General features: G+C 57.3%; 24 protein-coding genes. 17 read left to right on the top strand and 7 right to left on the bottom strand.

The features are described from left to right. The first annotated feature begins 32 nt into the window (after positions 1–32). The gene (locus NKJ34_RS09125; RefSeq protein WP_253737982.1) at positions 33–389 is read left to right on the top strand and encodes a hypothetical protein; all 357 of its coding nucleotides are present in this window, start codon (positions 33–35) and stop codon (positions 387–389) included. A 160-nt stretch (positions 390–549) separates the two neighbouring features. Here the strand turns inward: NKJ34_RS09125 and NKJ34_RS09130 are convergent, their stop codons facing one another. Next, entirely contained in the window at positions 550–723 is a 174-nt protein-coding gene (locus tag NKJ34_RS09130; protein ID WP_253737983.1) for a hypothetical protein, read from the bottom strand. 427 nt (positions 724–1,150) lie between these two features. Here NKJ34_RS09130 and NKJ34_RS09135 point away from each other — a divergent pair, with 427 nt between their 5' ends. Continuing rightward, positions 1,151–1,342 carry a hypothetical protein gene (locus NKJ34_RS09135; protein ID WP_253737984.1) on the top strand — a complete coding sequence of 64 codons (192 nt, stop codon included), beginning with the start codon at positions 1,151–1,153 and terminating at the stop codon, positions 1,340–1,342. Positions 1,343–1,429: 87 nt separating this feature from the next. Here NKJ34_RS09135 and NKJ34_RS09140 read toward each other — a convergent pair whose 3' ends face one another. Continuing rightward, the gene (locus NKJ34_RS09140; protein WP_253737985.1) at positions 1,430–1,645 is read right to left on the bottom strand and encodes a hypothetical protein; all 216 of its coding nucleotides are present in this window, start codon (positions 1,643–1,645) and stop codon (positions 1,430–1,432) included. Positions 1,646–1,730: 85 nt separating this feature from the next. Here NKJ34_RS09140 and NKJ34_RS09145 point away from each other — a divergent pair, with 85 nt between their 5' ends. Then, a complete protein-coding gene (locus NKJ34_RS09145; protein ID WP_253737986.1) occupies positions 1,731–2,447 on the top strand; it encodes a hypothetical protein in 717 nt (238 codons plus the stop codon). A 224-nt stretch (positions 2,448–2,671) separates the two neighbouring features. Here NKJ34_RS09145 and NKJ34_RS09150 read toward each other — a convergent pair whose 3' ends face one another. After that, positions 2,672–3,706, bottom strand: coding sequence for a matrixin family metalloprotease (locus NKJ34_RS09150; protein ID WP_253737987.1), 1,035 nt, complete (start codon positions 3,704–3,706; stop codon positions 2,672–2,674). Between the two features lie 204 nt (positions 3,707–3,910). Here NKJ34_RS09150 and NKJ34_RS09155 point away from each other — a divergent pair, with 204 nt between their 5' ends. Then, positions 3,911–4,528: a tyrosine-type recombinase/integrase gene (locus tag NKJ34_RS09155; RefSeq protein ID WP_256488676.1), complete on the top strand. Its 618-nt coding sequence runs from the start codon at positions 3,911–3,913 to the stop codon at positions 4,526–4,528. 192 nt (positions 4,529–4,720) lie between these two features. Here NKJ34_RS09155 and NKJ34_RS09160 read toward each other — a convergent pair whose 3' ends face one another. After that, entirely contained in the window at positions 4,721–4,996 is a 276-nt protein-coding gene (locus NKJ34_RS09160) for a hypothetical protein (protein WP_253737989.1), read from the bottom strand. A gap of 322 nt (positions 4,997–5,318) precedes the next feature. On the opposite strand from NKJ34_RS09160, the gene NKJ34_RS09165 reads away from it, so the two are divergent. The 7 genes from NKJ34_RS09165 to NKJ34_RS09195 all read left to right on the top strand — a co-directional run bounded on the left by NKJ34_RS09165 (position 5,319) and on the right by NKJ34_RS09195 (position 9,174). After that, a complete protein-coding gene (locus NKJ34_RS09165) occupies positions 5,319–6,806 on the top strand; it encodes a hypothetical protein (RefSeq protein ID WP_253737990.1) in 1,488 nt (495 codons plus the stop codon). Beyond that, the gene (locus NKJ34_RS09170; protein ID WP_253737991.1) at positions 6,806–7,249 is read left to right on the top strand and encodes a hypothetical protein; all 444 of its coding nucleotides are present in this window, start codon (positions 6,806–6,808) and stop codon (positions 7,247–7,249) included. The genes NKJ34_RS09165 and NKJ34_RS09170 overlap by 1 nt, the downstream gene beginning before the upstream one ends. Positions 7,250–7,292: 43 nt before the next feature. Further along, positions 7,293–7,643 (top strand): hypothetical protein, encoded by a 351-nt coding sequence (locus tag NKJ34_RS09175; RefSeq protein ID WP_253737992.1) that lies wholly within the window; start codon positions 7,293–7,295, stop codon positions 7,641–7,643. After that, on the top strand, positions 7,636–8,142 hold the full coding sequence (locus NKJ34_RS09180; RefSeq protein WP_253737993.1) for a hypothetical protein: 507 nt from the start codon (positions 7,636–7,638) through the stop codon (positions 8,140–8,142). The genes NKJ34_RS09175 and NKJ34_RS09180 overlap by 8 nt, the downstream gene beginning before the upstream one ends. Continuing rightward, the gene (locus NKJ34_RS09185; protein ID WP_253737994.1) at positions 8,139–8,426 is read left to right on the top strand and encodes a hypothetical protein; all 288 of its coding nucleotides are present in this window, start codon (positions 8,139–8,141) and stop codon (positions 8,424–8,426) included. Before NKJ34_RS09180 ends, NKJ34_RS09185 begins: the two co-directional genes overlap by 4 nt. Positions 8,427–8,526: 100 nt before the next feature. Continuing rightward, entirely contained in the window at positions 8,527–8,913 is a 387-nt protein-coding gene (locus tag NKJ34_RS09190; RefSeq protein WP_253737995.1) for a hypothetical protein, read from the top strand. Further along, complete coding sequence (locus NKJ34_RS09195; protein ID WP_253737996.1) at positions 8,914–9,174, top strand: hypothetical protein; 261 nt, start codon at positions 8,914–8,916, stop codon at positions 9,172–9,174. It begins immediately after the preceding gene. A gap of 334 nt (positions 9,175–9,508) precedes the next feature. On the opposite strand, the gene NKJ34_RS09200 is transcribed toward NKJ34_RS09195, so the two are convergent. Further along, complete coding sequence (locus NKJ34_RS09200) at positions 9,509–9,823, bottom strand: hypothetical protein (RefSeq protein WP_253737997.1); 315 nt, start codon at positions 9,821–9,823, stop codon at positions 9,509–9,511. Between the two features lie 655 nt (positions 9,824–10,478). Here NKJ34_RS09200 and NKJ34_RS09205 point away from each other — a divergent pair. The 6 genes from NKJ34_RS09205 (at position 10,479) to NKJ34_RS09230 (ending at position 15,961) form a co-directional block, all read left to right on the top strand. Next, positions 10,479–11,663, top strand: a complete 1,185-nt coding sequence (locus NKJ34_RS09205) for a hypothetical protein (protein ID WP_253737998.1) — start codon at positions 10,479–10,481, stop codon at positions 11,661–11,663. After that, entirely contained in the window at positions 11,663–11,869 is a 207-nt protein-coding gene (locus tag NKJ34_RS09210; RefSeq protein WP_253737999.1) for a hypothetical protein, read from the top strand. Before NKJ34_RS09205 ends, NKJ34_RS09210 begins: the two co-directional genes overlap by 1 nt. After that, positions 11,866–13,599, top strand: a complete 1,734-nt coding sequence (locus tag NKJ34_RS09215) for a hypothetical protein (protein ID WP_253738000.1) — start codon at positions 11,866–11,868, stop codon at positions 13,597–13,599. The genes NKJ34_RS09210 and NKJ34_RS09215 overlap by 4 nt, the downstream gene beginning before the upstream one ends. Further along, the gene (locus tag NKJ34_RS09220; RefSeq protein ID WP_253738001.1) at positions 13,592–14,380 is read left to right on the top strand and encodes a hypothetical protein; all 789 of its coding nucleotides are present in this window, start codon (positions 13,592–13,594) and stop codon (positions 14,378–14,380) included. Before NKJ34_RS09215 ends, NKJ34_RS09220 begins: the two co-directional genes overlap by 8 nt. After that, positions 14,377–15,534, top strand: a complete 1,158-nt coding sequence (locus NKJ34_RS09225; RefSeq protein ID WP_253738002.1) for an ATP-binding protein — start codon at positions 14,377–14,379, stop codon at positions 15,532–15,534. Before NKJ34_RS09220 ends, NKJ34_RS09225 begins: the two co-directional genes overlap by 4 nt. Positions 15,535–15,682: 148 nt before the next feature. Beyond that, positions 15,683–15,961, top strand: a complete 279-nt coding sequence (locus NKJ34_RS09230) for a hypothetical protein (RefSeq protein WP_253738003.1) — start codon at positions 15,683–15,685, stop codon at positions 15,959–15,961. 173 nt (positions 15,962–16,134) lie between these two features. Here NKJ34_RS09230 and NKJ34_RS09235 read toward each other — a convergent pair whose 3' ends face one another. Both NKJ34_RS09235 and NKJ34_RS09240 read right to left on the bottom strand, forming a co-directional pair. Continuing rightward, entirely contained in the window at positions 16,135–16,698 is a 564-nt protein-coding gene (locus tag NKJ34_RS09235) for a hypothetical protein (RefSeq protein WP_253738004.1), read from the bottom strand. 183 nt (positions 16,699–16,881) lie between these two features. Further along, positions 16,882–17,955, bottom strand: a complete 1,074-nt coding sequence (locus NKJ34_RS09240; RefSeq protein WP_253738005.1) for a DNA methyltransferase — start codon at positions 17,953–17,955, stop codon at positions 16,882–16,884. Positions 17,956–17,978: the final 23 nt, after the last annotated feature.

Raw genomic sequence — 17,978 nt, forward strand, 5'->3', positions numbered from 1 at the left:
CATTGATAAACCACCCGCGAGCAGAGTATTGTATGGAGATTGACGACCCACAGTTGGCGGAGTTCTTAGATCGGTTACGAGAGAAAGGCGTAGAACCTGTTTCAATCGACCCACTAACAGGCGATAACGGGGTCTTTGGAGTCGAGACAGAACTTACCATTAATGATGAATCCTTCACGGGAGAGGTAGACTATGAAGTGAAGAATAACGGTATCCGATACTTCTTCTTAGAAATATACCTTGACGAAGACGACGAACGCAAACCTGTTCTCGATGAATCGAGTGCTGGCGAGATCGATCACCTCCTATACGAGTATAAACCAGAACGAGAAGAGATCGAGGACACTCTGGAGGTACTGGAAGATGCCTATTCCGAAGTTTACGAGTAGTCCAGCCAGACCGCCACAGCCACCGCTGTTATACACACTTCTTCAGACGCCAGAGGGCTACCACACCACAAGTAGAGTTGCCGACCAAGTAGGCTGTTCACGAACCAGCCCCGACGAACAGGTTGTTCGTAACTGGCTATTTATCTCTAAGTTTAGCGTATCAAATAGAGATATCTAGTCCAATGAGTTTGGCAAACGTACCGATTGCCGCAATGGCAGTAATCGCGAACCACACTTGAATCATCCACAGTTGACCGATCTCAAGAAGAACAATCGCCAGAACGAACCAGCCAACGGTTCCACCCGCAATTTCTCTTCCGTGTTCTAAGAACATGGGCGATATTCATTTGTAGAAACATAAATAACCATCACGGACTTCGCATTTCTATACAAGCACGAAACGAATCGGGCAGATTCTCTCGAATCTTCCACGAAATCAACGCCATAGAGAACTGATGTATGCGCCTAATATTTTTATACGATGTGGACAGACATCGTTGAGAACCCCCCTACGCCTCAGAAGAGGCTGACCGGGCAATGGTCGACTAGGGGGCTTCAGGAGTGAAGCGAATGTCACAATCGGATGCAAGCAATGCTAGGAGAACTATGATTGCGACCACGACTTCAGCCGGTATCGCGCAAAAGTGGTTTCGATCACGAGGGGCAGCAGTGAGTGATCTTGACAGTGATAGACAACCAGAACGGATCAACAATCACGACTGTGAACCTTTCACTGACCGGCAAGTGCGGGGGTGGGGGTAATGTCCGAAGCTCAAGGACGGACACCGCTCGAAGACGCCACCGACGACCGCGAAGATGCTGTGCGAGCATGGGCGGCCGAGTACGTCCAAGACGCTCGTGTGGAGTTGATAACTGATGAATTCGCGGACATAGAGCAGGCCAAGCGGGATCTAAGGGCTGCACTACACGTACTCGAAACAGAAATAGAGTAGCCAAATATGCTACAGGCGTCAACGATATCGAAGTCTGCAGCTACTGCCGTCTACGTATACAGGCTTCGCTGAAAATCGGCTTCCGGTTCAGATGTCCTTAATACCCCGATAGAGGATATAGGCAAATGCACCGAGTACTGGTGGGATGATGGGAGCAATCTCAGCTAACGACGACACGTTGTCTGGGGTAGACAAAGCCGTGATCGCTACTAAGAGCACGACTGCGACGATGATGGTAACGCCGTACCCCAGATTAGTTGCGAACTTTCGCTCGTCTGAAGGCTCCGGCGTCACTTCTACCATATGTAGAACACTGTACTAACCTCAAATGAGTCTTATGTAACGTCGCTTATATCAATTTAAGTATCGGCCACGAAAATACGGGGGTATGTCGTCCGAGGTATCGTCGATTGCACAATCCCAACTTGATTTGTATGACTTCTTCAGCGTCCTCCTACCGGGTGCTTATTTTTTGATCACTCTGATTCCAGTGGTACCAACTTCGCTACCGTTTGGAACAGCCTCAACGGCAGCGGTGTTATTAGTAGGCGGTTATGTTGTCGGCCGGGCACTCCACACGGCGGCAGAATCATATGACAAAATCTTCAATGTCCCCAGTAATCGGGAGACATTCATTAATGCGATCACGGATGAGGATATTGATATCTTGAGCGATGAAATGATAGATCGGTTCTATGGGACCGCAAAGGCTGATTCCGGACTGGCGATGCCATATGATCGACGCACAGCTGGCGATAAAGACCTAAGCGCCTTGTATGTATATGTCCGGTCGCAATTGTATCAGCATGGTAATGTCCGGTCACAGAGTTTCCAAGCAATTTATGCGTTCTATAGGAGCACATACCTTGCGACACAGCTTGCAGTGGGCTGTTATTTGATATATGCCATTGGACAGGCGGTAGGATACTGGTCGGGAGTTGGGGGTTATTCAACGTACATCGGAGGATTGGATATACAAGCAGGAACTATACTACTCAGTGCGGAGGTGCTATTCGTGATAGGTATGCTAACATTGCATGATGCAAAAGAGGATTATCGAAAATATTACATAGAGTATCTAATTGTAGATTATCTTTCTAAATAGCTGATGGATGGACTGAGTGATCTAATCGTGTCGAGTTTCCAGAATTCGCACGGTGGCCGGTGAATCGCGTCCATGGTCTGTAAGGGCGACGTAGTGACTGCGTTCTTATCTTAACCAGCATGCTCAGCTTGTCGTCGACGTTGTTGCAGATTGAACGATTCCAACGGCCAAATCAAACTGTTTCTCGCGGGCTGTGCCGATTATGATGTTCGACCGTTGCCGCGCTACGACGGCCACCATTGCCGGGTCTCTGGGTCACGGCTGGTCAACTCATCGGGCAGCACACCCTCTTCTTGCGAGCTAAACACATATGTAGTCCAACGACCGACGTGCCACGCCACGTAATCTTGATTCACGTCTGATTGGACGACAATATTGACTGTTGAATAAGTCTCGACTGCATCATCAGCATCAGGATCGAATCCGTCATATGTGGCTCTCGATACCCCCGACTCGACTTCGTCGACAATCTGAATTACGAGATCGGCCTCTGATTCGTCGGTAACTTTCTCAAAAGAGACATTCGACGGTACAATTTCACTTTCGCCTCGGTTATAGTAGCTCCAGACGTCATCGAGCTCCCCGCGCTCGTAGTCGTTGAGGCTGTGTTCGCTCTCGTTGTAGTAGACGCTGATCGTCTCTGATTCAAACGGATTGACCCGCTCAGTGGCGTTCGGTTGCAGTGTCGTTGCCACCGTGCTGGTTTTATTCATCACCGGCCAGCTGTCAGTATCATTGTGTGTCAAACCAAGCGTATGGCCGATTTCATGTGTAATGACGTCAATGGTGCTGGAGTCGTTTAGTGATGTGACAATCTCAACTCGTTCGGGCCGTTCGAGGGCCTCGCCAGTCTGGTTGTAGATCGGCGCGCAGCCTAGCAAAGGCTGCTCAGTGTCGTAGTACAATTCACTGCCGCACTGATTAATTTCGTCGACGATGTGGACTGGGACATCTGGGTCATCGGCAGTGGCATCATAGACAAACCGGCCGTCCCAGCCTACCGTTTCGAGATCTCGATTCCAACGGGCTAACGATTCTTCAATGAGCGGTTGGTAGTCTCTGTCGTTAGGCTGGTCAACGATGCTGACAGTGATTTTTTGTGTCTCCCAAGGGTTCTGCGGCGGTGGATCGCCCAACACGCCGCCAGTCTGTGGCTCTGTCTCGTCTGGACCAACCGGATCCAACTGAGCACCACCAGCACATCCCGTTAAGAGTAGACAGGCAGCAATAGCGACAGCAGTCAGCCGTTGTCGTTTCACACCTACATATCACTGTGAGAGGTCAAAAAGAATACGTTTAGCCTTTAGCTATCCTCTACGTAGGCGACAGCCGCGAGCGGGGATTGGTTTTTCGTCGCTCAGTTTCGGCAACCATGGAAACGCCATCAAAACATGAATGTTTGACTCTACTAATAGACTCGAACATTCAAGTGGCTGGGTACTGTGTCTCTTTATATACCCACCATGCCACAAACAACGGATTCGACAGAAACGAACATTCACTATCTCAAGCCATCGCAGGTAGAGGCGATGCGTGATGCAGCCTTCCACGGCTCTTACGGCCAGCGAGATGATGCAATCGTGACTATACTTTACGACACTGGCCTTCGACGAGCCGAACTGTCGGCGGTCAACCGCGATATGCTCGATCTCGATGCCGGAGAGCTACGTATCCCAGCTGGGATACAGAAAGACTATCCAAACGACAACACGCCCAGCCCCGTCACGTTTAATCTCGATCCCAGTGGCGAGCTACGTACCGAGCGGGCGCTTCGGTCCTACCTGAGTAACCGTGACGACGATAGTAGTGCCCTGTTTCCGAGCCGCAAGAGCGACCGAATGACTGGCAAGGGTTTGAATGAAGTCGTGAAACGGCTCGCTGCCGAGGCTAAAGTACGACCCTACCGTAGCGACGGCCGCGGCGACGCAGACAATGTGACGGCACACACGCTCCGGCACAGCGTTGCATGGCGGATGCTCCGGGCCGAAGAGGGAAACACAATATACGACGTTCGAAACCGCCTACGCCACTCGACAGTGCTCACGACTGAGCGACGGTACGATCACTTCCAAACAGTATAGAATCTGTTGTGGTTCTGTAGAGAGAACACCATTGGCTCAAAATTTATATCGTTTACCGTGGTATTCTTGCACAGGAGGTGACCGACACATGACGGATCAAGACTTCATCAGAATTGGTATCGGCGGGTTGGTGCTTCTATCCTACGCCGCCCTGTTCTAACTGGCGTTGCCAGCGAATCACAACAGAAAAAATCAATCAGAACTCAGCACGTCACCAGCCAGTGAGTTTTCAGCGGCTTCGGTGATCGTCGGCAGCTCGCCAGTCTCGTCCGGCAGACGCACAACGTAGCACCGGGGACCGAGGTAAGAGAAGTCGACCCGTTGTTCGTCCAACTCGCTAAGGTCGACGTCTCCGAAGTCGCGTTCGATGGCCCACTTCGGCACCGTCACCCGAGCGCTGGTGCCGCTCGTCTGGAGTTCTTGGTTCGCCGCGCGTCGGCCGCTCGATCGGTTCTGTTGTGTCGACATATGATTCGATACCATTGTATCCCACTTAAGACGTTCTCGCGGCACCGTCGAATCCCATTGAATCCCATCGGAGTGGGAGAAGAGTAACAGCGTCGGGCCTGATTTTAGGTAGGTCAGCAGTTGGTCGGCCGCATGCGTGGAACTCGCCGGGGGGCCAGCCTTTGAGGGCAATGGTTCCAGACGACCGCTTCAGCGAAGACTCAGACACGAGCCCCGTCCCGACCGTCAGGATCGGTCGCTACCGCGATCGCGTCGGCGACGATCTCGACCGTCTCGCAGCAACCCCACACTCCATTCCTGACACGTACCCCTACCCTTCATCATGAGAATTAGACAAGTAGCAACGCTGTTCCTCGTCGCCTCGATGGTACTGACCGCGGCGGTCGGACCGGTGGCGGCACAGCAGCAGACGACACAGATCAACCCGGACGCATCGGCAGCACAGAATCCCTACATCAGCGCGGACGTGACGGTCGACGCCTTCGACCGTTCGGCAATGGAGCCGGGACAGTATGAAGACGACAGCGGTGAGATCGCCACACTGCCGGCAGTCGTCGACAAGTCCGACGACGTCGACGATCTCGGCACGGGCGAAGTGAACCCGTATCACTTCGTTGCCTCTGATATCGAGTTCGCCGACGCGGCGGGCTTCCCGAACTCGGAGGGCAACGTCTCGGCAGTCCACAACGAAAGCCGATGGTCGACGGACACGTCGGCATCGGCGGGCTCGATGACGGTCGCTGACTCGTCGACGGCTCCCGGCGTTGAGTCGCTCGAAGTCTCGACATCCAGTCAGTCGAGCGGTGACACGGCAGTGGCGTCGTTCTCCGATGTCTCGATTGACAGTGACGTGGAGAAACGCTACCTCCAGGCCATCGCTGACGTGTCGGCCGACAGCGGTGCGACTGTTGAGATCCGAGCCGTTGATGCTGACGGCGACTACGTGGCGATCCTGAACGGAACGACCGGCGAAGGCGTCGTCGACCAGGAACAGATCGGGAAGCTCTCGGTCAGCGGCTCTGGTGACGGTTCGATGAGTGAGGTGCAGTCGATCGAGGTCGTCATCAGTGACGGCGACGCGACGGTCGACGTTTCGGCGCTGAACGCGGACAAATCCAGCGAGTGGACGCTGGGTGACGAGCGGATCCAAAACCCCGACAACAGCGACGAATTCGACACTGAGACGGTGACGGATCACGACGGCGGCCAGATCCAGATCCACGATATGTCGACGCTCGGACCGGCATTCGAGGATGCGACGATCTCCGATCTGACCATCCCGATGGACTTCCGCGCTGCCGACCTGGAAGCGGATGCAAACGAGGTGAACGTCACGTTCTCCGAAGCTCCGGAATACCCGTCGTTCGACCAGAAGCAAACCGCGCGGTACCGGATCGAACTGCCGGACGCCTATGACCTGAGCTACGCGAACGCCGAACTCCGACAAGAGTCGAACATCCCGAACAGCCGCTACCAGTCAGTGGACATCCTTGAAGGGGCCTCTGACACGAACTTTAGCGACCTGAGCGGCTGGGTCGACGTGCTTGACCAGATCGGCTCCAGCGGCGAGGATGTCGTGCTTGACGACACGATTCAGCCCGGCCAAGAAATCGCCTACAAGAGCGTCACGCTCGTGACTGGCGATGAAGCGAGTGAAGTGCAGAACGTTGCCGAAGGGATCGTTGGCATGACCGGCAGTAGTGGCGGGGTCTTCGGAGCGATCTCCGGATTCTTCGGAACGATCTGGGGCAAGATCACCGGCGCGGCGACAGTCGTGCTCGGCGGCTCGCGACTCTTCGGAGGTGACTAATGAGCGCCTCCGGTTCGGGTCTTCCGAGTGCGTCGAACCTGCTCGATCGAGCCCGCGGCCGGGGACTGACGAGCATCGCCAAACAGGGACTCGGTAGTTGGGTGCTTGCGGTGATCACCGCTGGCGTCACCGGTCTCCAGAGCCTCCTGCAACTGCTGCTCGTTCCGGTCGACCTGATGGTCGAGCTGGCGAATGCATCGGTCGCGGCGTTCTTCCTCGAACCGTTCGGGATCGTCACGTCCGGCGCGTCGACGACCGCCGAGGCTGTCTCGGATTTCGGAATCTTCGGGCTACTCGTCGCTGTCGGTATCGTGCTGGCGACGATCTACATCATCGCCCAGTTCCTCGAACGCGAAGACACGACCGACGTGCCGATACCGGGATTCATCGTCGACCCGCCGCTGCCGGGAATCGGCGTCGAAGAAGAAGAGCAAGAGGACTGACTAATGCGCCGGACCCGCCCCCAAACCGGAGGTGGTCGACCGTATGAGTAGCCTCGGCGATACGCTACGCAACCGGTTTTTGAACGCACAAAACCGAATCGAGTGGGCCGATCTCGCTGGTGCAGTGACCGGAGCGGTGACGCTCCAATGGTTCCGCGGCGGGGCCGGCATTCCGCTCGGCATCGGTCGGGGAATCGGACGTGTCTTCGACGGGATCTCGTCGAGCATCAGTGACGGCGTGTCGCTGTTGTCGACAACACTGGTGAATCAGGCTGATGCAGCGTTCGGGCCGGCGGATTTCGGAGTGTTTTCGCTCCCGGTTTCGCTGGTGCTGATCCTCATGAGCATTGCTATCGTCGTTATCGGATTCCAGCAGGTGGTTTTCGATGAGTGATGACGATAGCACTGGACTGCTATCACTGCTGACAGACGGACAGCTTGAGACGCTGCTGGAGTTCGTCAGCAATCCGGGAAAGTTCATTCGTGGGTTCATTTTCGGGAGCCTGCTGGCGGGCATCGGCGATGTGCTGACTCCGATCTTCGAGGCGATGCAGTTGCTAATACTCGGATCGAAGCCAGCGGAGTTCGGTGCTCCCAACGAGACATGGGGGATCGCTGATGTGCCTGTCGTGATCGGTGGCGTCATTGGGGATACAGCGGGCTCAATGATCCTGTTGGTCTTCGAGGCTTACGCGGCAGTGCTGCGTGCACTGATTCCATCAGTCGGATCTCCACTCGTTGCCCCGCTGGCAGCGTTAGCACTGGTGTTCACTGGCGTCGTGATCTTCCGCGTCATCGGGCCAACAATCCTCACTGCAACGCAGGCGCTGCTCGAAGCGATCCCGGTCGTCGGCGGTCCGCTGGCAACCATCCTGGGAGAACTCAGATCATGAACTGGAAAGGACTCATCAAGAACCCGGTAGCGTGGCTGACCGGTGGTCTCGGCGGCGTGTTTCTATTCGATCCGACGGTGATAACGGCGCTGCTCGCGGCGCTCTGGTCGAGCGCGGGAACGCTGTTCACGGCCGCATCGGTCGCGGCGTTCACCGTGATCCCGCAGGTCGACGCACTGTCGTCGATCGAGGAAACGGCCGTGGCGATCGCGGTTGTGGCTGGCGGGATCTACCTCGCCAAGCTGGGCTACCGGATACTCGACAGCTACACAGACAGACTATGAAACGCAACACACGAAACGAGACAGACTGGCATCGACGTGCAACCGAAGCAGCAGAGAGGGGACCATGATAGACGGGTCTCTCTCGTCTCCCTGGATTCCGGTGGCAGCGTTGATAGCGTTGCTGCTGGTCTACTGGCTGATCGACGAGTTGGGCGAGGCAGAGGACCGCGAAGAACTGGCCGCAGGCGTCGGTCGACGGGCGTCGGGAGCGGTGCAGGCCGGCGCACGGAACACTCGTCGGGCCACGGTCGGACTGGCCGGACTCGGTGCGGCCCTCGGCGTCGAGGCGATGCAGCTGGGCGCTGGGCTCAACGAAGTTCTTGGCGGATTCCCGGTCGTGTTGGGCCACGTGATCTATGGCGGGATATCGCTGCTGGGAATCGGCGGCTACATCCCGTTCGACGCTCAGTTAGCGGGGTTCACGTTCGTGTTCGTGACCGCGATCGCGCTCGTACTGCGAGCGACAAACGACCCGGAGGAGATCTGAATGTCAGAGAAGACACCCCCGACGGTGAAAACGCTCCGACTGTCGAGATCGTGGCCGCAGATCCGACTCGACGAACGGCGCGAGCATCGGGCCGAGTTCCGGGACACGGCCGCGCTCGGACTGCTGTTTGCGCTGATGTCGGTCGGGGCTGGAGCAGCAGCCCCGGCGGCAGTGATGTCGCTGTTCGCGGGCGTGCAAGCGACCCGTTGGTGGGTCTACCGAGACCTCTACGCAACGGACACTCAGGAGGCGGCTGAGTAACTATGACCCGCCGGATCGCGGTCGTGGTGGCGGTCGCTGTGCTGCTGGTCTCGGCCGTTGGTCCGGCAGCGGCAGCCCAGCCCGAGGCTAACGGCACCGTGTCGATAACGGCTACTCCAGCCAGTGACGGCAGCAGCTACGACTATCGGATCAACGACGAGTCATCTGTCTCTAACTTTACTGTTGAGCTGGCTGGAAAGACCAAATCCAGACAGCAAACCGACTCACGCACACTAACCAGTGCGACAGATATCTCGGTCGATGTCGGAGGCACAACGCAGCCCACAAACGCGTCGATCTCTGTCGAAGGGTCCCAACTCAACCAATCTTACAGTCAGAGTCTTAACAGCAATCTCGGATATACGACGACCTTCGACGCTGGAGATATCAATACGGTCGAGTCGGTCAACATGTCCGCATATTCGTCGTCAAACGACGACGGTGGAAGTGCAACGCTCAAAATCAACGGGACCGACATGGGGTCCCACTCGTGGGCATCCGGAGAGGAGTCGTTTAAGACGTTTAACGATGCGACTGTCTCTGATATCGGGGGAGCGATCCATGTCGAGCTGGTTGTCTCGGGAACGCTCTCGACGGCGACCGATGTCGAGCCGGACTTTATTTTCTCGACTCCGGATCCGGACAGCATAACGGTCTCGACCTCTCAATCGACGACTGACCTCGGATCAGGCGGGTCGACAGGTCTTGACCTCGGTCTCGGATCGGAAACAATATCGGTCGACTTTGCACACGGACAGGTCGAATCGTCGATCGTTTGGAATGAGCACTCGGAGACGGTCGACCCGACGATCGATGTTAACGGCAACACAGCCGGATATGATGGGACGCTCGGAGACGGCGAGACGACGAGTCTCAACGTCGACCCGGCGTGGATCGTCGGCGGGCGCAACAACGTCTCGATATCGACAAACTCCCCAACCGATGGACCCGAGTCGGTGGTCGGACTTGATTATCAACACACGGCTTCACGAACTATTAACACGACCGCGACATCAACGCAGTTCGAGAGTTCTTATAACGTCAGTCACACGTACCGAAACGCAACTGAGAACGCAACGGTGTTGCTGCCGTTCAGTTCGGATCGAATCGTTGAGGTCTATAATCTGGAATATCGTATTGATGACGGCTCTTGGACCAAAATAGATGATTCGGACTACCAGTTCGACGGATCGGAGATAACGGCCGATATTTCGGCAGCCTACGGCAGCGAGCTGCCAGAAGACTCGACTGTCGACGTCCGATCAACCGGCCGGAAAATCGAAGTTGAGAACGGTTCGGTAACAGTGACAGAGGCAACCGCCCCCGGCGATGAACTCGACACCCAGCTCCGTGTCGACTCAAAGTCGGATGGGTTCCAGATCAACGTCGGACCGACTGAATCTGGCAGTCGCGTGCATTACGGCCTGTCCGATCAATTCGGCGGCTCCGGCCCCGACGGGTCGGCGGTGATCGAGGCCAACGGCGACCAGCATGTGCAATTCCCGAACGCGCTGGCTGGCGATTCGGTCCGGATGCAACATCTCAAAACGCAGGTGATTCCAAAGTCCGGCGACGTTCGGATTACAGTCCAAGAAGCCGGCAGCGACCCGAAAATAGATGTCTCGCCCGGTCCCGGCGGCGAGGGCGATCCGGTCGACATCAAATACTACCGAACACAGAGCGGCACCGAATATATCCTCGAATCGCTGACGCAGGGGATCGTGCTTGATAGCGACGTAGCCAACTCTCCCGCGATCTTCAGCGACGACGACAGTGCAGAGACGTGGCTGATCAGTCTGGGGTCAGTCACCGACGATGGCTCCACAGAGTCAGACAGCGGTATCATCGGACCCGTGCAGACGAACAGCGGCTTCGAGATTCCGTTCGGCGGCCCACTGCCGGCGCTGGCGGCACTGCTGGGCGTCGGGCTGACGGCAGCCGTCTACTGGAGCGGCCGTGACGGGTTCGGGACACTCCGGCGCGTCGGATCGCGGGCTGGCTCGGCCACACGCTCGTCAATCCCGGTGATCGGCGGCGTGCTGGGTCGACTGGTCAGCGGTCTACTGACGCTGCTGAGTCTCGGCGGGTCCGGGCTCGTGCAACTGGTGCAGTTCCTTCGAGCCCGGCCGACACTCGGCACGCTCGTCAGCGTCGGGCTGGTACTCGCGTCAGTCGTCAGCGGCGTCGTGCCGGTCCCACAAGGAACCACAGTGGCAATCTTCGCGGTGGCGGTCCCGCTGGTGTCGTTCGTCGTGCTCCGGCGGCTCGATGAGTTCTCGCCGCTCGTGTGGGGAGCCACGTCAGCAATCGGGCTGATCGTCTCGCTGGTGTTGCTCGGCGTCGAGTTCGGCGGGCTCATCAACGAACAGACGAGCCTGATCCTTGCCGTTGGTGGTCTCTATATCGCGTATCAGGCCGTGCAGGCGTACCGTGAAGGCAACATCACGCAATTCGTGATCCCCGGTCGACGCGGGGGTGACGGACAGTGATGGGGCCGATTCAGTTCTCGTACAAGTTCGGCCAGACGCTCGGTGTCGGCGCGGCTGGCTGGCTCGGGTCGACCGTTCTCCAAGGACTGGTAACGTCGATACTGGCCGTTCCGGCGCTCACGCAAGCATCCTACCAGTTCGGCCATGTCCTGAGTATCGTCGTCGGCGTCGCCGCGGCCTACCGATACGGAGGGTTCGGCGGATGAGACGTCGACTGCTCGCGGTGCTGGCAGTGCTGGCGCTGCTGACTACGATGCTCGCAGCCGCCCCGGCGGCCGGCCAGTCTGAGGGCTACTCGCTCGACGAGCTGAAGCAGGACGGAACGCACTACGCCGTCGATGGCCAGCGACTCGTCCCGTCCGAAAACCGGATGTACTGGCTGGAGTTTGAGCCACCGAATCAGCCGTGGCAGTCGGTTACGAAGGCAGATAACGGCCCGAAGTTCGGCAGCGGTCAGACACTGCAAACGAACACGATCCATCTGCGAACGATGCTGGCGTCGACGGGAACCGAAACGCGGACCGTCAAAATTGTCTCGTGGCAGAAAGGCAGTAAAACGGTTCGTAACGGCAACACGACGACAAGCCAGCCGGTCGCCGTCAACGTCTCGACGACGACCCAACAGGTGAACTTCGAGCCGATTCAGGGCGTCGCCGAAGTCGATCTCCCGCAACACGACGAGCCGCACCAGATCACGATGTGGGTCGAGGGCGCGTCGGACGAAGCCCGCTGGCGGTTCACCCACGAGTCGGTAGCGACGACACAGCCGATCAACGTCGACGACTACTCGGACTTCGTGATGCTCGCGGGGGCGTTCGTGATCCTCCCGGCGGTCGCCATGCAAGGCTACGGCTCCCGGAAAGTTCGAGACGCGATCGACAGGGCCGCCAAAGGGCCGGGTCACGGGTTCCTGTACTACGCAATCTCGATCACGGTGCTCACTGGCGGGCTGCTGGCGTTCGCGTACACGCAGCTGGCCGAGATCATCGTGGCCGCGCCGATCGTGCTCGGCGGCTACGTGGCGCTCGTGTCGACGGGCTACACGCTGGCGACCCACGAGGGCCAGGCCGAAGAGAAGCTGTTCTGGCAGCCGCACATCGAGAGCGTCGAGTCATTCTCGACGGCGAAGTTCCCCTCGGTCGGCAGCGGCGATGCTGACGACTCACTCGATTTTAGCGAGGACATGCCTTTCGGGACGATGCAGGCCTACAACGTCGTCGACGAGGGGCAACGTGGGCTCTCGGTGATCCGCGACGGCTGGCTGCCGTTCCTCGCTCGGATCAAAGGCGGCCGGGCGAAGATCGAGAACGCCCATGAGCTGACGACGCGGTTCTCGCTGTTCGACAGTGAGTGGGACGAATGTTTCATCGTCGACCCCGAGGCCGACACACTGATCGACTACAAGCCGCCGGGACTCCGCCTGAAGACGCCGGAGTTCGATACGTGGCGGGAGGCGCTCTGGCCGGTCGGGATCGCGGTCGGCGTCATCGGTGGAACGTGGTGGGCTGCCCAGCAGTACGGGGCCGTTGCGTGGGCAACGCTGCTGCTCGCGGCTGCGGTGTACGTGTGGGTGTACGCGGTCGAAGGCACGGACTCATACTGCCGCGTTGAGCCCGCACCTGCGGCCATGCGGCCGGTACTGGCGTCAATGCTCGTGATGAGTGTCGGCAACCGTGACGCCCACCGACTCCAGGACGCCGAAGAGTTCGCGTGGAAGGCGCTGGCCCAGCAGGAGGACGTGAAGGCCGATCACCTTCGCCGCGGCGACCAATCGAACGTTGAGGCCGCCTTCGGATCAGCCGCTGGCGATACTGCTGACGAGGACGATGTCGACAGCGACTCTGTTGAGTCGGCGGATGTCGATCGCCTCGAAAGTGACACCGGCGGCGGCGATATCCGCGACCTCTCGGATCCACGGGAGGATGACGATGAGTGAGCAGTATCGCCGACCGGCTGAAGCCCAGCTCCCGCAGACGCTCCGGGCACTTCGGCAGGATCTGCTCGACGGCTTCGAGAGCCGCAAGGCGGTGTTGCTGTGGCTCCAGGAGTTGGCGATCTCGACACTCGGGCAAGTAGCCACGGCCCGATACGCTGACTTCGCATACGAGTTCCGGCCGGACACGAACTATCACGAGGGCGTCGTGTTGTCTGCCTTCCTGACGCCCGCCGCTCGGAGTCGAAACCTCGCTGATGACGTTGCCAGTCGCGCCCGACAGCAGTGGGCGGCGAACGTGATCGCACCGATCCAAACTCGGACGTTCCGATCGATCAGGAATCAGGCGACCGAATACGTCGGCAGCGATGATGACACCGACGAGCCCGGATACGACCCGGATGAACAGACGATGGCAGTGCGTCCGGCGCTCGAAGAACTCCACGTCCACCAGCAGGAAACACTTCGGCGCGTTCTCGGAACCGGACTCGAAGACCGTGCGGATATCCTCGATTGGGGTGACGACCTGATGCTGGCGACCCGCGGCGAACCGGTCAGTGACGGTCGCGCTCCAGGAGAGTTGATCCGCGATCTCCACAACGACCCCAGCGGCGACCGGATCATGTGTTCGGCCGATCCGGCGTGGCGAATGCACCGTCAGCTGTGGGTCTGCCGGAATCTGCTCCCGGCGTTCAACCGTGCTGTGCAAGACATGACCGACCGCTCGATCGAGGAGCCACAGACCGATACGACACCCGACGACACTGGAGGATCTCACCTATGAGCAAGTCCCAACAGAGTACCGACCCAACGACAGTTGAAGAGTTCCTGAGAAAGCTACCCGACGCGGACTACCGAACGATCCAAGGCGGCGAGGGCCAGCAGTGGACCGACGCCCGTGCGATCCGCGAAGAGTTCGGTGTTGCGCCGTACAACCCCGAGCAGTTCGACGAGCGCGCTGAAGGGCTCGTCCCGGATCTGCTGACCCACAGTTGGGACCCGCCGTCACACATGAAAGCCGGCGGTACTGACCTGCTGGCGACGGGGAAGCCCGGAACCGGGAAGTCGACGCTCGCTATTCATCTGGCCGTTCGGCTGATCGACATCAACAACGAACGGCTGGTCTGGCGCGGGTCGGCCAGCCGCTCGGAGTGGCTACCGCTGGCCCCGTGGGTGACGCTGGTGTTGCCGGAGACAACCGAATACAGCGCTCGGTTCGTCCCGCGTCGACCGACTGACGAGACGATCGACATCCCGAAGATAGAGCAGCTTGAGGGCCGCGTAGTTCGAGAAATCAAACGCTACCGGAACCCACGGCATCTAAACGAAAAGATTCTGGAACCGGGGCAGGTCCACGTCGTCTACCCGGATCCTGAAATGCAAGGGTGTCAGGGGCTGCTCGAAGATGCTGCCGAGAAAAGCTACGATCTCCCACAGGGTAGGGAGACGCTGTTCCATCCGGACGATCCCGATAACCACTGGTGGTTCGCGTGGGTGCTGGCTCGCGTTGAGCACGGCCCGCACAAGTGGACGACGCTGATGCTTGACGAGATCGGCGACATCGCCGAGCAGGCAGCGCGGAAGGATTCGTTCGGCAGCTACCAGAAAGTCCAGCTGCTGCGCGATGCGTGGGTGGATGCGCGGAAAATGGGGCTGACGATCTTCGCCTTCGGTCACTCGGAGAAGGATATCCACTCAATGATCCGGCGAAAAATTCGCTGGCGCGTAGCGATGAACGGATCGGCGAACCCGACAACTGCCAGCGATGTGGTCGGATTCGACTCGGTAAAGATGAACTACGACCACACGTCGAGCTACGATGTCGGCGAGGGCCTGATCTACTCCGAACAGAACTTCGAGAAAAAAATCACGTGGGACGACTACGATATCCCAGTCAGTCACAAGCTGAAACTCGAAACCGTGGGTGATCGTCGATGATCCGAGGGTCCGGGTTCAGAACTCGGTCGACTCGAGCTCGGTTCGGCTGGCTGTCGGACTGGCTACGCGCGCGTATATGGACTGGCGGCCCCCCGGCCCCCCGTGCGCAGGTGCGAACGAGCGAGCGAGCAAACGCAGGTGATCAGCGATGGTGCTGACCGAACTCGTCGAAATGGCGATCGAGGCAGTCGGCGGATTGATCGGAGCCCACGGATTCAAAGCCGGACTGGTGGCGACCTCGCTGGTCGTGCTGTATCACGGCCACTCTATCCTGTCGTTCATCCAGACAGCGATCCAGACGGCGCGGATCGCGTTCTTCGGTGCGGCGGCGGTCGCGCTGCTGCTGATCGTCGGTGTCTCGATGGGCTGGCTGTCAGTCGGCTCGTTGCCGACGCTGCCGCTACCGCTCGTGGGGATATGGGCATGAGTGCGAGCCCGGACGCGGAACTGGTCGCGTGCGTCAGGTGTGCAGCCGCGGCCGCCCATCCGAACGGGAACTACGCTGATCGCTGTCCGAACTGCGGCCGTCGACGGTGACGGCCTGACCTATTCCTCGGAATCTCGAAAATCGAATCTGAGCCGATTTTGAGTGTCTGTGATCTAGTTACTTTCCGAAATATTCTCTTCAGGTCGCTTAAGCGGAAGGTCGCTCTTGTGGACGATTGCGAGCTTCGAGTCGATCCCCTGAGCGGTTTCTATTCGATCTAAAATCTCGCGTGCGGTCTCAAGCTCGGCCGTCTCCTCAAAGTCGTCATCGTCTGCTTCTGCTCGTGCTTCACAGCGCGCGATATAAAACTTGAACCGGGTATCAGTCCCGGTGGTGGTCCAGACAGCATCTTGTGTGCCACTGATTTGCTCTTGCCACAACTCGATAATAGCGCGGATTTCATCGCGGCGGTCTTCAGGAGAAGGTACTGAATGACCTGTACGATCTTCAACGACTTGATCGAATTCCTCTCGGCTAAGTAGCGGTAGCTTGTCCCAACCGTCAGGTGCGTTACGTTCTATTTCTAAGAGCCGATGGATGTCATCAAGTTCGTCTTGGTGAATGACAATTGGACGCCCTGTACCGTACGTATGACGTGGAAATCGCTCTTCGCGTTCCGGCTGGATATCTTCGAGAGAGGGTTCGCTTGACGCGATAAGGTCACTGATCCAACTCATTAAGAAGCACGACGTTCACCGCTCATATCAATCTTCGGAGATACTATAACGAGGTCCTTTTCGATGTACTGTGTTGGAGATGGTCGGCAAAGAGAATATGAGCAAATGAAAGGCGGCTGCTGGACTCGATACGTCACGGTCAGCGCTCAATCGTACCGAACTCTACGGGATATAGATCAATTGCTATTTGTTGGGAGCTGAAACGGTATTATCACGCTCAGGTGGGTCTAAGTCAACTCCGATACCACTCAAACCAAGTTCTGCAGCAACGTCGACGGTCGTTCCACTCCCGCAAAATGGATCAAGGACTCGACCAGGGACAGTTCTCGAATTACAATCACACTCAGACCACCCTGCGGTTGTTTTCACTTGTGAGAAAGTGAATTCTCGGAAATACCCGCCAAGGACTTCCTTCGCCTGAGCAGCTAATTCTTCCGTATTTGAAGCATTCTTTCCGCTTCCATTCTGTACTTCCTTTCCTTTACCAGCATCAGATATTCCTGTTGCACGGACTGCTTCGATATGTTCCTCAGTTAGATCCGAGGCTTCGTAGATGTCCATAGCCCGTTTCGACTGATACCGGTCAGGATTCAATTCAGTCAGAGATTTTTCAAGAATACGTTCTCTTGGCTTGCCACAGTTACTGCATACAGCAGGGGGACAGGCTGCCACCAAACAACGCTCGACGAGTTCCGATGGATAGGGAGCAAGGTGGGTATCATTCTGATCATGAGGAATCTTCCAAACGTCGATAGGATCCTCATAGCGATTCTTGTAACCATATTTATCGAAATAATAGTCTGTGTTAGGGGGTGTCAGATAGAAAATCGTCTCATGACGCCCAGTAAACCGGTTTTGAGCAGAGGTAGGAACACCATTAGGTTTGTGCCAGATAATTTCGTTTCTGACCCTCCAATGACGCTCTCTCGCTTTCTGTACTAGCTTCCATGGAATGCCCATTCTGCTTCGATTTTTGTACTTATCTCCAACATTAAGGAAAATTGATCCAGTATCTCGTAGTACTCGCTCCCACTCATCAAGACATTCCATGAGTGATGAAATATACTCCTCAGGGGTTGACTCTTGACCGATTTGGTCCGCAAGGCCGTAGTCGCGCTTCTGAAAATAAGGAGGAGACGTGATTATTAGATCAACACTGTTATCATCAACAGGGAGGTCTCTCGCGTCGCCCGGTTGGAAATCATGTTTTGGAGGGTCATCTGTCGACGGGTACTGTAGGTCATCAAACCCATCCATGTTAGACATTGTATACTGGGTCG

The organism is Halohasta salina, assembly GCF_024178165.1.
In the GTDB taxonomy this organism is placed as follows: domain Archaea; phylum Halobacteriota; class Halobacteria; order Halobacteriales; family Haloferacaceae; genus Halohasta; species Halohasta salina.

What these genes read in the sequence shown, in the direction of transcription:
- NKJ34_RS09125 (WP_253737982.1), top strand. Translation starts at nt 33, where the DNA reads ATGGAGATTGACGACCCACAGTTGGCGGAGTTCTTAGATCGGTTACGA.
- NKJ34_RS09130 (WP_253737983.1), bottom strand. Translation starts at nt 723, where the DNA reads ATGTTCTTAGAACACGGAAGAGAAATTGCGGGTGGAACCGTTGGCTGG.
- NKJ34_RS09135 (WP_253737984.1), top strand. Translation starts at nt 1,151, where the DNA reads ATGTCCGAAGCTCAAGGACGGACACCGCTCGAAGACGCCACCGACGAC.
- NKJ34_RS09140 (WP_253737985.1), bottom strand. Translation starts at nt 1,645, where the DNA reads ATGGTAGAAGTGACGCCGGAGCCTTCAGACGAGCGAAAGTTCGCAACT.
- NKJ34_RS09145 (WP_253737986.1), top strand. Translation starts at nt 1,731, where the DNA reads ATGTCGTCCGAGGTATCGTCGATTGCACAATCCCAACTTGATTTGTAT.
- NKJ34_RS09155 (WP_256488676.1), top strand. Translation starts at nt 3,911, where the DNA reads ATGCCACAAACAACGGATTCGACAGAAACGAACATTCACTATCTCAAG.
- NKJ34_RS09160 (WP_253737989.1), bottom strand. Translation starts at nt 4,996, where the DNA reads ATGTCGACACAACAGAACCGATCGAGCGGCCGACGCGCGGCGAACCAA.
- NKJ34_RS09165 (WP_253737990.1), top strand. Translation starts at nt 5,319, where the DNA reads ATGAGAATTAGACAAGTAGCAACGCTGTTCCTCGTCGCCTCGATGGTA.
- NKJ34_RS09170 (WP_253737991.1), top strand. Translation starts at nt 6,806, where the DNA reads ATGAGCGCCTCCGGTTCGGGTCTTCCGAGTGCGTCGAACCTGCTCGAT.
- NKJ34_RS09175 (WP_253737992.1), top strand. Translation starts at nt 7,293, where the DNA reads ATGAGTAGCCTCGGCGATACGCTACGCAACCGGTTTTTGAACGCACAA.
- NKJ34_RS09180 (WP_253737993.1), top strand. Translation starts at nt 7,636, where the DNA reads ATGAGTGATGACGATAGCACTGGACTGCTATCACTGCTGACAGACGGA.
- NKJ34_RS09185 (WP_253737994.1), top strand. Translation starts at nt 8,139, where the DNA reads ATGAACTGGAAAGGACTCATCAAGAACCCGGTAGCGTGGCTGACCGGT.
- NKJ34_RS09195 (WP_253737996.1), top strand. Translation starts at nt 8,914, where the DNA reads ATGTCAGAGAAGACACCCCCGACGGTGAAAACGCTCCGACTGTCGAGA.
- NKJ34_RS09200 (WP_253737997.1), bottom strand. Translation starts at nt 9,823, where the DNA reads ATGCTGTCCGGATCCGGAGTCGAGAAAATAAAGTCCGGCTCGACATCG.
- NKJ34_RS09210 (WP_253737999.1), top strand. Translation starts at nt 11,663, where the DNA reads ATGGGGCCGATTCAGTTCTCGTACAAGTTCGGCCAGACGCTCGGTGTC.
- NKJ34_RS09215 (WP_253738000.1), top strand. Translation starts at nt 11,866, where the DNA reads ATGAGACGTCGACTGCTCGCGGTGCTGGCAGTGCTGGCGCTGCTGACT.
- NKJ34_RS09220 (WP_253738001.1), top strand. Translation starts at nt 13,592, where the DNA reads ATGAGTGAGCAGTATCGCCGACCGGCTGAAGCCCAGCTCCCGCAGACG.
- NKJ34_RS09225 (WP_253738002.1), top strand. Translation starts at nt 14,377, where the DNA reads ATGAGCAAGTCCCAACAGAGTACCGACCCAACGACAGTTGAAGAGTTC.
- NKJ34_RS09230 (WP_253738003.1), top strand. Translation starts at nt 15,683, where the DNA reads ATGGTGCTGACCGAACTCGTCGAAATGGCGATCGAGGCAGTCGGCGGA.
- NKJ34_RS09235 (WP_253738004.1), bottom strand. Translation starts at nt 16,698, where the DNA reads ATGAGTTGGATCAGTGACCTTATCGCGTCAAGCGAACCCTCTCTCGAA.
- NKJ34_RS09240 (WP_253738005.1), bottom strand. Translation starts at nt 17,955, where the DNA reads ATGGATGGGTTTGATGACCTACAGTACCCGTCGACAGATGACCCTCCA.